Origin of the sequence: Pseudoalteromonas amylolytica (genome assembly GCF_001854605.1) — a bacterium.
In the GTDB taxonomy this organism is placed as follows: domain Bacteria; phylum Pseudomonadota; class Gammaproteobacteria; order Enterobacterales; family Alteromonadaceae; genus Pseudoalteromonas; species Pseudoalteromonas amylolytica.
On the sequence record NZ_MKJU01000006.1, the window covers coordinates 82,706 to 94,705 of the forward strand.

Annotated in this window: 4 protein-coding genes; all 4 read left to right on the top strand. The window is 45.7% G+C overall.

Features of this window, described 5'->3' with window-relative positions; translation table 11 throughout:
- The first annotated feature begins 457 nt into the window (after positions 1 to 457).
- The 4 genes from BET10_RS01920 to BET10_RS01935 are packed head-to-tail and all read left to right on the top strand — an operon-like array spanning position 458 to position 11,998.
- Positions 458 to 7,846: a non-ribosomal peptide synthetase gene (locus BET10_RS01920; RefSeq protein WP_070983139.1), complete on the top strand. Its 7,389-nt coding sequence runs from the start codon at positions 458 to 460 to the stop codon at positions 7,844 to 7,846.
- A 1-nt stretch (position 7,847) separates the two neighbouring features.
- Positions 7,848 to 9,221, top strand: coding sequence for an MFS transporter (locus BET10_RS01925; protein ID WP_070983140.1), 1,374 nt, complete (start codon positions 7,848 to 7,850; stop codon positions 9,219 to 9,221).
- 42 nt (positions 9,222 to 9,263) lie between these two features.
- Complete coding sequence (locus tag BET10_RS01930; RefSeq protein WP_070983141.1) at positions 9,264 to 10,187, top strand: cupin-like domain-containing protein; 924 nt, start codon at positions 9,264 to 9,266, stop codon at positions 10,185 to 10,187.
- Between the two features lie 2 nt (positions 10,188 to 10,189).
- Positions 10,190 to 11,998 carry a serine hydrolase domain-containing protein gene (locus tag BET10_RS01935; protein WP_070983142.1) on the top strand — a complete coding sequence of 603 codons (1,809 nt, stop codon included), beginning with the start codon at positions 10,190 to 10,192 and terminating at the stop codon, positions 11,996 to 11,998.
- Positions 11,999 to 12,000: the final 2 nt, after the last annotated feature.

Below are 12,000 nucleotides of genomic sequence, written 5' to 3' on the forward strand. Positions count from 1 at the left end.
AATCCAAAGGAACAGGGTGTCATGTTACGTGCTTGTGCTTGACGACTTGTTCCTTTTATCTGGTAAATCCAGCCACCTTCTCAAGGTGCTCAACACCTTTTTTGCAAGCCTCTATAAATTCGCTTCTAATTTTTATTTAAATTTACTAATCAGTTAGTTAACTGTGATTTAGGTTGCGCTTTTGAGCCTTTTAAATAACTGTTTTTTGGTCAAACCAAGCGGGTCTAAAACCACATACCTAGTAGATATGGCAGGTGACAGTTTTCCTAAATATGGAGACACTACATGAACTTATATTCCGTACTAGTGACGTACTAGGTAAAGCGTATGTCGCTGTTACCAAAGGAGCATAAGCAACAGCAGAGCAAGGTAGATTGCACACTAAAAGGTTGTATCAATCGATTCATCATAACAATAACAGCGCAACAGGAAATAGTAGGGTATTCAGGGTGATAAAATGCAAGTTGTACATCTAGTTAAAGAGCTCAATAAACATGGTATTTTTCCATATGTTGAGCATGGAAAACTAAAGACAAAATCAAAAAGTACGCAAATATCTCAAGATTTAATCGCCAAGATCAAGCATCACAAGGATGACTTGATCTCTTTTCTATCTGATACTCGACATGCCAATGCGACAGCTAGTACGAATACCATCGTCAAGTTGGAGCCAGGTCAAGAAACGCGTCTGTCTTACTCTCAACAGCGATTATGGTTTATCGATCAATTAGAGCAAACCAGCAGTCAATATAATATGACGCGCGCGATTTACCTGCGCGGTACACTTAATCGTCAAGCTTTGCAGGACGCTTTAAATGAGGTGGTTTCGCGTCACGAGGTGCTGCGCACGGTCTATTTTGATGATGGCGGTGAACCACGTCAACGAGTAACGCCAATTCAGCCCTTGAGCATCATCAATGTAGATTTAAGTGCATTGGATGATGCAGCACAAGCAAGTCAGTTACAGCAAGTGATGGAACATGAGTTCTCAAAGCCGTTTGATTTATCATCCGATGTAATGCTGCGATTGACGTTAGTACAGTTGGCCAATGACTACTGTGCACTGTTATTTAACGTGCACCACATAGCATCAGATGGTTGGTCTATGGGCATTCTAACACGTGAGTTTGTAGAGCTTTATCATGCGTATGTGAACGATCAACCCTCTCCATTACCGCCGTTACCAGTGCAATACAGCGATTATACCCATTGGCAGCGTTCGCAAGTTCAGCAGCAACGTTTGCAAACCCAATTAGATTATTGGCTGCAGCAGCTTAGCGATATACCAACCACACACGGTTTGCCGTTGGATAAGCCGCGCCCTGCTCAACAAGAGTTTGCAGGGCAAGGTTATACACAGTTCATTGACCAGCCTTTGTATCAAAAGTTATTAAAGGTGTGTCAGCAGTTCGATGTCACTTTGTTTATGCTGTTACAAAGTAGCTTTGCATTGCTACTAGGCCGCTGGAGTTCTGATTCTAAAGTGGTGATGGGGTGCCCGATTGCAGGGCGCACACAGCGGGAAATTGAACCGTTAATTGGTTTTTTCGTCAATACCTTAGTGTTTAAAACAGACCTTGATGAGAATGTGACATTTGCCCAGCTATTGGCGCAAAGTAAAAATACTGCGCTAGAGGCGTTTACTCACCAAGAGACGCCTTTTGATATGTTGGTCGAGCAGCTGCAGCCTAAACGTAGCATGAGTCACTCCCCAATCTTTCAGGTGATGTTTGCATTGCAAAACAATGACTATGGAGAACTGACGTTACCGGGCATTGAGGTCAGCGGCATTGCAGGTGAGGTTAAGCACACTCGCTTTGATTTGGAGTTGTTCGCTGGAGAGTTAGGAGAGCAGTTCGTGATGCAGTGGAACTTCGCCACCAGCATCTTCGAGTTAAAAACTATTCAAGCATTGGCACAAAGTTTTACGGTACTGTTAGAAGGCATCGTTGCAGCGCCACACACGCCTATCTTTGAACTGCCCATTACTTCATCAGCAGATAAAACCACGTTGCAGCAGTGGCGAGCACACAACCAAGTGCCGTACAGCGAATTTACCCAAGGTGTACATCATTTAATTGCTCAGCATGTTCAGCAAAGTGCTGATGACATTGCACTTACTGATGAAGTCATTGAACTTAGCTATGCTCAGTTAGACAGCTACGCAAATCAATTTGCCCACGCGTTGCTAGCACAAGGGTTGCAACCGGGTGACTATGTGGGGATCTCACAAAAGCGCTCGGCAGCGATGATAATCAGCGTACTGGCGGTGCTCAAAGCGGGTGGTGCCTACGTGGCGCTGGATCCGAACTACCCTCAAGAACGTTTAAATTACATCAGCAAAGACAGCGGCATCAAATTACTCATTTGCGACGATTTGCCACGTTGGCAAGCGTTGTCAACACAAGTCACTGTATTGGATGTGAATAATGAAAACTATCAAGGATATCCGTGCACCCAGCCTGATGTTGATATTAATGGTCAAAGCCCTGCGTATGTGATTTATACCTCAGGTTCGACAGGGCAGCCCAAAGGCACCGTACTGTCGCATCAAGTGCTTGAAAATTTGATGCGTTCACAGTTTGCTCGTTACGAAAACGTCGCACAAAAACTGCCAACCCTACAATACTCCACGCTGAATTTTGACATGGCGATTTACGAGATCATGACTGCACTTTGTAGCGGCAGCAAACTGGTGATTGTCGATGAACCAACGCGTCAGTCGTTACCGGAGCTGCTAGAGGTGATTGTGCGCCAGCAGATAGGTTGCCTATATTTACCAACCGCGATGTTGGTCAGCTTTTGTGAATATGTGACGGATCAGGCACTTCATCTTCCATCTTTGAAGGTACTGCAAGTGGCGGGTGAAGCACTCAAAATTTATCCTCAAATCAGAGCTTTCTTTGGTCAACACCGCCACTGTCAGCTACTCAATCTATATGGTCCATCGGAAACACATGTGGTGACGGATTATCAACTCAAAGGTGACGCTAAGGCTTGGCCGTTGTATCCATCAATCGGTAAGCCGATCCACAATGCCAACGCTTACATCATGGATAGTAATTTGTCTGAAGTACCGATTGGCTGTATTGGTGAATTGTATATCAGCGGTCCATGTTTAGCCGACAAATATATCAATCGTGACGAGCTGACCGCTGAGCGGTTCATTGCTCATCCTGAAGATTCACAGCAAAGGATGTATCGCACGGGGGATTTGGTACGGTATGTAGATAATGGCAATATCGCGTACTTAGGTCGTGCCGACGAGCAGGTCAAAATCAGGGGGTTTCGTGTCGAGCCTCAGGAAATTGAACAGCAATTATTACAAACTAATTTGTTAAAAGCAGCGGTGGTGACAACCGTTGAATTGGCAAACGAGTTACATATAGTGGCGTATGTCACCGTGTTGGATGCGACTACCGATGCGGCTATGATCAAAGCTAAGCTTAAGGCCTGCTTGCCAGAGTATTTAGTGCCGTCTCACATTCAGGTGATGGATAAGTTTGCACTCACTGCCAATGGCAAAGTGGATAAGCGAGCATTGCCTGCGCCGAGTTTAGGTGATGTTATTGCACTTGAGTATGTGGCTGCGAATACGCCTAGCGAGCAACTTATCCAACGCTTATGGTGTGAACTACTTGACTTAAGTGAACAGCAAGTCAGTTGCGCAGTGAGCTTTTTCGATCTCGGTGGACATTCCTTGTTGGCCATGCGTTTGAGTAACGCAATCCGCAGGGAGCTGGATGTTGAAGTGCCAGTACGTGTGTTGTTTGTCCATGAAACTATTAAGGCCATCGCCAAGTATATTGATGAACTGGATACACATGGCAGCCTAACCATGATTAAGCCAGTAGATCGTGATCAATCCTTGCCACTGTCATTTTCACAGCAGCGTCTTTGGTTTGTCGATCAGCTGAACGGCAGCAGTACGCAATACAATTTGCCGCTTGCTTTGGAGCTAAAAGGTGAGTTGGATATCACCGCTCTACAGCAGAGCTTTACTGCGTTGGTTGCCCGCCATGAAGTGCTCAGAACGACCTTTGAGATGCACGATGGAGAAGCTGTTCAGTGCATTAATGAGCCACAAGCGGTGACGATTGCGCAGCATGATTTATCGAACATTCCAGAGTCAGAACAGCATGATGCGGTATTTGCTGTGTTGCACAAGCAAATCGCATTAGATTTTGATTTAGCCCAGTCTTTGATGATCCGTGTTGATTTGATCCAGCTGAGCGAACAGCACCATGTATTGTTAGTGGTGATGCATCACATTGCATCCGATGGTTGGTCATTGGGGCTAGTTGCAGATGAAATCTCCACTTTCTACCAACAATGGCGACAACAAGGTCACTGTGCAGTGACACCGCTTGCTTTGCAGTATGCAGATTATGCCGCTTGGCAGCGCCAGCACATGTCCGAAGGCGTCATTGCTGCGCAGCTGGATTACTGGCAAGAACAGTTGGCCGATATTCCACAAGTACACAGCTTACCCCTTGATAAGCCAAGGCCCGTTAAGCCTAGCTATTGCGGTGACAGTGTGAGTATTGAATATGACCTAGAGCTTAGTTCTGCAATCGGTGAGTTAGCACAGCAACACAACGTGACGTTATTCATGCTGTTACAAAGCGTGTATGCACTGGTGGTCAGTCGTTGGAGCAACGAGGCAGATATTGTAATTGGTAGCCCGATTGCCGGACGCCATCATCATGAAGTGGAAGACTTGCTAGGATTCTTTGTTAACACTTTGATGTTTAGACATAAAATTGATGGTCAGAGCCGTTTTAGTGACGTGCTACAACAAGCCCGTTCGACCACATTAAATGCTTTTGCACATCAAGATGTACCATTTGAAATGTTGGTTGAACAATTACAACCAGAGCGGAGTATCAGCCATGCGCCGCTATGCCAATTAATGTTTTTGATGCAAAACAATCGTCAAGTAAATTGGCAGCTTGAAGGTTTAACGGCACGGCCCATCGCAGGTCAAGCACAGACCATTAAGCACGATTTGAGCTTATCAGTGATGGAAACCGATCACGGGCTGAGATTGAACTGGAGTTACGCAACGGACTTATTTAACCGCCAGAGCGTTGAGCGCTTGGCGCAAAGCTTTACAGCATTATTAACAGATGTCCTTGTAGCGCCACACAAGCCTGTAAATCAATTGAATATTTTGGGTCAGCAGGCACAGCAACAACTCGTCGAGTGGAACAATACGACGCAAGACTATGCCCTAGATATGACACTCAACAGCATGGTTGCTCGCACAGCAAAACGGGTACCCAATGCCATCGCCCTGCAACAAGGTGCATTGCAACTAAGCTATCAGCAACTCGATCAGATAACAGATCGCATTGCATGTTATCTCCAGCATCAAGGTATTGGCCGAGGGGATCATGTTGGGGTTTATACGCCAAGGCATCCATTTTTTATCGTTGGTTTACTTGGGGCGCTCAAAGCCGGAGCGGCTTATGTGCCCATAGAGATCAGCAGCACAGCTGAACGAATTTCGACTATCCATGATGATGCGCAGCTGAAATGTATTTTGACCATGGACGCTTTAAGTGGGAATTGTCCGCAAGCACACAACCTTTTGCTGTTGCTGGATGACTGTATGCACGAAACTTGGCTTGCAACCTTCACGGACTATCAAAGTGTCTCGAGTGAGAGCAAAGACATAGCCTATGTTTGCTACACCTCAGGGTCAACCGGCAAGCCAAAAGGGGTAGAAGTCAGTCATCGAGGTGTGGTGGATTACTGCCAAAATGCGATGCACAGCTATTACAGTGAAGCGGCCAATCTCAGTGGTGCGATGGTGATCACATCATTGGCGTTCGATATCACGGTACCTGCATTGTATTTACCGCTACTCAATGGTCATTGTGTTGATTTTTGTCCCGAGCAGGATGCTTTGGAGGAATTTGCCAAAATGATGGTGCAGCGTCAGTCAAATGCCTTGATCCGCATGACACCAATGCATGGCGAAGCGCTACTGAGCTTATTACCAGATGATTTTGTTTGTATGGCATCACATTGCTTTGTTATCGGGGGAGAAGCCTTCCCAATCTCATTGGCACGGCGTTTGGCACGCGTTTTTCCAAGTGCGAAAATCTACAACCATTATGGCCCCACTGAAACCGTGGTGGGATGTTCCATGTATGATGTTTCTGCCAATTTAGCGAAATTAAACAATGCCTTACCCATTGGTAAAGCAATGAGTAATACCGAGCTGTATGTACTTGATAGCAACCAAGCGATGACCCCAGCAGGCGTTGTGGGTGAGTTGTATATTGGCGGTGAAGGGGTTGCTAAAGGCTACCTCAATAACCCAGAGCTGACCGCTGAAAAGTTTGTAGAGCTGAATATCCCAAGTGCGAAATATAATCGTTTTTATCGTACGGGTGATCTCGTTAAATATGATCAACAAGGCAACCTTTGGTTTGTTGGCCGTGCCGATAATCAAATTAAGTTGCGAGGTTATCGTATCGAGTTGGGTGAAATCGAAAAGCACATTGCGCGCATACCTGGCGTGGCCAAAGCGGTCGTGGTGGCACATGCTGAGGAGATGGATAAACAGCTTATTGCCTTTATCAAACCTACCGATGCTGAGCTTGATGAAGTCTTAGTTGCTCGTATTCGAGAACAGCTAAGTGCAACGCTACCAAGCTATATGATACCGGAGCACTTCATCAATTTAACTGAGGTGCCGTTGTCAGCAAATGGCAAGATCAATCAAAAAGCGTTGTTGGCACAAGTACAGGTTGCGCCACGAGAAGTAATTGCTCCACATACTGAAGTACAGCAGCAACTACAGACCTTGTGGGCAAAAGTGCTCAACAAGTCGCCAAGCATACTCAGCATAGATGCTAACTTCTTCAGTAGCGGCGGCCATTCTTTGCTTGTGATTAAGTTATTTAGCGAAGTGCGTAAGCTATTCGGTAATGTACTGAGTGTTCATCAACTCTATCAGTACCCAACGATTGCCAAGCAAGCGGATTACCTCACCCGAGCAAAACAGCTTTATACCAATGAGCAACTGGTCAAACTCAAAGAGGGTGCACAAGGAAAAATATTTATCGTTCACCCAATTGGTGGAGATGTGGCTTGTTATGGACAATTTGTACAGCACTTAGCATTAGATTTTGACATCTACGCAGTGCAGCATCCGGGCTATGTGGGTCAGATTGACGACCAATTTGAGTCATTACAGGCACTCGCACAGAGCTATCTAGCACAAATCAAGCAAGTACAAGATACAGGCCCTTATTACTTGTTGGGCTGGTCATTTGGCGGACTTGTTGCACTGACGATGGCACAGCAGCTTGAATCACAGGCAGAGCAGGTCAGTTATGTCGGTTTGATTGATTCGGTGGTGAAGCATAACGAAGCTGGGTGGCAGGATTTCTTGCACGCCTATCAAAGCGCAGGGTATAGCGAACATACGCCCAGTCAATATTTACAATATTTGCAAGCACAGCCCGCGCTATGTGATCGATTTGATAAAGCATATCAGGTGCAGTGGCTTGCTAAACAGTTCTCAACGGATAGCGAATGCTCTGTTGAGCGCGTGCGTGAAGTGGTGCTGCGTAACTTGGCTTCATCGCAATGTGAGTTAGCAAGTCAAGCGGTGACACAGCTGCATTACTACGGCGCTACACAAACCAAAGCGACATTCCCAGCTAATAACGCGGTATTTACGGCGCTCAGTGAGCAAAATATACGTGACTACAGCGTTGATGGTGATCATTTCAGCATCATGCAAACGCCCCAATTAACACCACTTGTGGCACAAATCGCTACTGATGTAGCGCAAATAAATAACAAGCCAGTTAAGAAGGCACAATAAAATGGAAATAAAACAAACAGCAACCCAAGCGGAGTTGCTAGATGCGCAACCCACGAACGAATCCGTAGATGAGCTAAAACAGTGTCCTGATTTTTTACGGATCTGGAAAGGCCAAGCGATTTCCGTCTTTGGTAGTCAGATGGTGGCTTTTGCTTTTAGTATTTGGGTGTATCAACAAACTCAATCACTACTGCAATTTGGCGGCATTATCGTGGCACAGCTTTTACCCACGCTTTTTTTAGCCCCCGTAGCAGGCGTGCTATGTGACCGCTTTTCGCGACGTAACATTATGATGGGGTGTCAATTTGCACTGACACTCGCCTCAGCAGTGCTTTGTGTGCTGGCGTTTAGGGATGAATTAAATGTGACGGCTATCATGATGATGTCGCCGATCATTTCATCATTTGGCTCGGTACATCAGATTGCTTACACCGCCTCTATTTCTCAGCTAGTGCCGAAAAACTTGTACGGCAAAGCAAACGGATATGTACAGTCGAGTATTCACTTTAGCGCCGTCATTATTCCTTTGATAGCGGTAGGGCTGTTAGAAACGATAGGTATTGCGCTGATAATTTTGGCAAGCATCGCAACTTACCTGTTCTCAACGCTGACCTTGGTATTTTCACGCTTACCTTATCGAGGAGAAAGTACACAAGCATCCACATCAGAAAAAGCGGCCATCTTTAACCTGCGTTCGGAAGTATTAGGCGTACTGTTTAAGGATAAGAACGTCTTGATCCTCATAACATTTTTATCACTAATTTCATTTTTAAATGGTGTAGTAATGGTGCTGTTCAGACCGATGATTTTAACCACTATGTCATCCATAGCTCTGGGTTGGATAGTCACCTTAGCCGGATTTGCAGGTTTAATGGGGGCGCTAATAGCTGGAAAGCTTGCAGCGCGTGAGAATCGCATTCAAGTGCTGTTTGTGGCCACGCTTACCTCCGGTATCACTATGGTGTTGTGCGGCGCACTCACCAACGCGTGGGGTATCGCTATTTTAGTGTTTATTTACTCTTTGTTTGCACCTATTGGTACGGTGGTTGCGCAAACCATTTTGCAAACCATCACCGCACCAGAGGTACAGGGACGAGTATTTGCCGCGCGAGCCTTCTTTGCTACGGTGGCCATGTTGTTTGCCGTCACTTTAGCCCCCGTAGGCGCTGAGCTGTTTTTAGAGCCGAGCATGATGCCTGGGGGGATGCTCGCCAATTTATTAGGTGGGGTGATTGGCACGGGACCTGGGCGAGGAATGGGTCTGGTCTTTGTGTTATGTGGATTAGCCATGTTCTCCATTATTGCGATCTTAAGTGCGATGGGCGCCTTTAGAAGGTTGCAGTCGCAAATGAGCCAACATTTTGAAAACAAATAACAAAAAGCAATTACGAATAATTGAGAATTAAGGAGTTATTACATGATAGACGAACGAATATTAAAAAATATTCCGGGATTGGACACAGGCAAGACGGTTACGTGCATTGATGCGAAAGACATGGATGCAAAAACATTTGCCAAAAAGTTTGTAAATACCAATACACCAGTACTGATCAAAGGAGGCTTAAAGCACTGGCCTGCCTATGAAAAGTGGCCTCAGCCAGGCTATTTGGAAGAAGTGGGTAAAGACAGTGAGGTGAACTACTATCGTCACATGAACTTTTCCAGCGACAGCTCAATGAAAGCCAGTGCCAAAAAGCATAATTTTGCCCAAGCACTCACGGAAATGCGCTCTGGTTTAGATGAAGTACTATTCGCACCGGTCAGCTTCAAGGCCGAAGGTTTTAAAAAGCTACAAAAAGACATGACAGGTTTTCCGTTTATTGAAAAGAAACCTAGGCCTCTGGCTTACCCAGATGCTCGCATGTTTGTGTACAAAGGTGCAGGGTCAAACTGGCATTTACATGTGTTGGATGAAACGCTGATGTGCCAAATTCACGGCAACAAGCGGGTTGCGTTATTCCCATCAGATGATGGTAATTATAAAGAGCTCAAAGAGATTTTTTATTCAGATGCTTTACTTAAAGACGAAAACTGCATGGCGCACCTTGCGGACAAAATTGAACCATATGTGGTTGATGTAGAGGCGGGAGACACCTTGTATATCCCACCAAATTGGTGGCATGGAGTGCAACCGGTAGACCATGAAGTCGGTATGACTATTCCGTACTGCTGGCGCTCTCCATATCATAAGATCTCAAATCTAAGATACCCAGCGATTCGAGATTTATATAAGGATGCGTTTAAAAAGCCAGGATTGCCGATGCTGGTTGTACCATTCTACGGCTTGATCACTTTGTTTGCGCAATGCATTTACCGTACAAAGCTATTGGCAGGTAGATAATGATGAATCGTTGGTTGCTAATTTTATTGACACTCATATACCTACTGTTTGCCAAAAACTCTTATGCGCAAACAGCAACACTTGAGACGAAAGTTAATCAAGTACTGACACAGGAGGGGTTAGTCGGGGCCAGCTGGGCATTAGTTGACGGTGATAAAAGTACCTTGGGTGCAAGCGGGTTGAGCAACCAGCGAGAACAAACAAAGCTTACAACACAGCATAAGACGCACGTTGGGTCGATTACCAAAACGGTGATGGCCACGGGGGTTTTGGCCTTGGTATCTGCTGGTAAATTGCAGTTAGAAAGTAAAGTGAGTGACATACTGCCCATGCTTGAGTTGGTTAACCCTTGGCGGGAAACCGACCCAGTTACCGTCGCGCATTTGCTGGACCACACCGCGGGTATTCAAGATGCTAGGTTTTGGCACTTGGTAAATACTCAGGCGCAAGTTGACTCGCCATTGGAAACGGTTTTTCTCAAAGATACTGATCTACTGGAGGTGAAAGTCCGGCCCGGTTCGCAGTTTGCTTACTCGAACCTTGGTTACAATTTACTGGCGATGGTGATTGAGGCTGTAACCGCTCAACGATATGAAGACGCGCTCCAACACTACTTGTTGAAACCTTTAAAAATGTCTGACAGTACCATGGCATTTACCAGCCAAGCTGGACCATTTAAAGATGAGAGACTCACTTATGGTCATTTAGATCATGGCCAGTTATTTGCGGCAGTGCCGAGCTATTTGCGTGCTGCAGGTCAATTCACTACCACAGTTGCAGATATGGAGAAATTTATTCGTTTCTTACTGGGTAATGGGGTGCAAGATGGCAAGGTTGTTGTGGATGCTGAACTGCTTGCCCAGATGGGACAACCAGCCGAGGTTGCTGCTTATCAAGCTGGTTTACACATGGGGGGCAGTAAAGGTTTATGGCGACGTGACAGAAACCAAACATTAGGCTTATGTCATGGCGGCAATACCGCTGGCTTCAAAGGCATGTTGTGTTTGTATCCAGAGCAAGGTAAGGCCTTCTTTGTGATGGCAAACACAGATAGTGAAACGGCAAATTATGAGCTGCTCAACAAACTAATGGTAGAGGAGTTACAGGTAGCAAGCCCAGAGCCAATAACAGTGCAAGCTTATGATGCTTCCGATTGGTATGGCTGGTACGCGCCCACTATTTACCGTTATGGAAAATTTACTTATCTGGACAAAATATTCAGCACCTACGTGCTCAAACCACAGGGTGAACAGCTTGTTTTTGGTAGCGCACAATCGGCTGATTATGTGCTCAGCTCCTTAGGCAACGGGCTTTATACACAGCAGCAGCGTGTTTCTCCGTCACACATATTGATGCGTAGTGCAGATGGTACGCCGATGATAAGCAACGGTTTTAATACCTACAAAATGGTGGATAAGCTCGGTGTTATTGGTCTAGGTCTCAGTTTGGCGTTAGGGCTATCAGGCGCACTCTACATCTTATTATATGGTGGTTATGTGTTTGTGACGCGCTTTTCAAAGCTTACCAAGGAACCTTTAGCTATCGCATTTACCATGTATTTGGCCTATTTGCTCTGCGTGCCATTTTTTATCAATCAATCCTTCATTCATATCGGTGATATCAACGCTGCCAGTGTGTTATTGGCATTTGCCTCGGTGTTTGCGCCTGTTGTTTGTGTCATTGCGTGCGTTGTGCACATTCGACAAAAACAAGCCAGCACTTTGAGTTTGTTGGCACTCGTCGCGTTTGTGCAATGGATGGTGGTGATGGGTTATTGGGGGCTCATACCGCTTACTTTGTGGAATGTATAAAC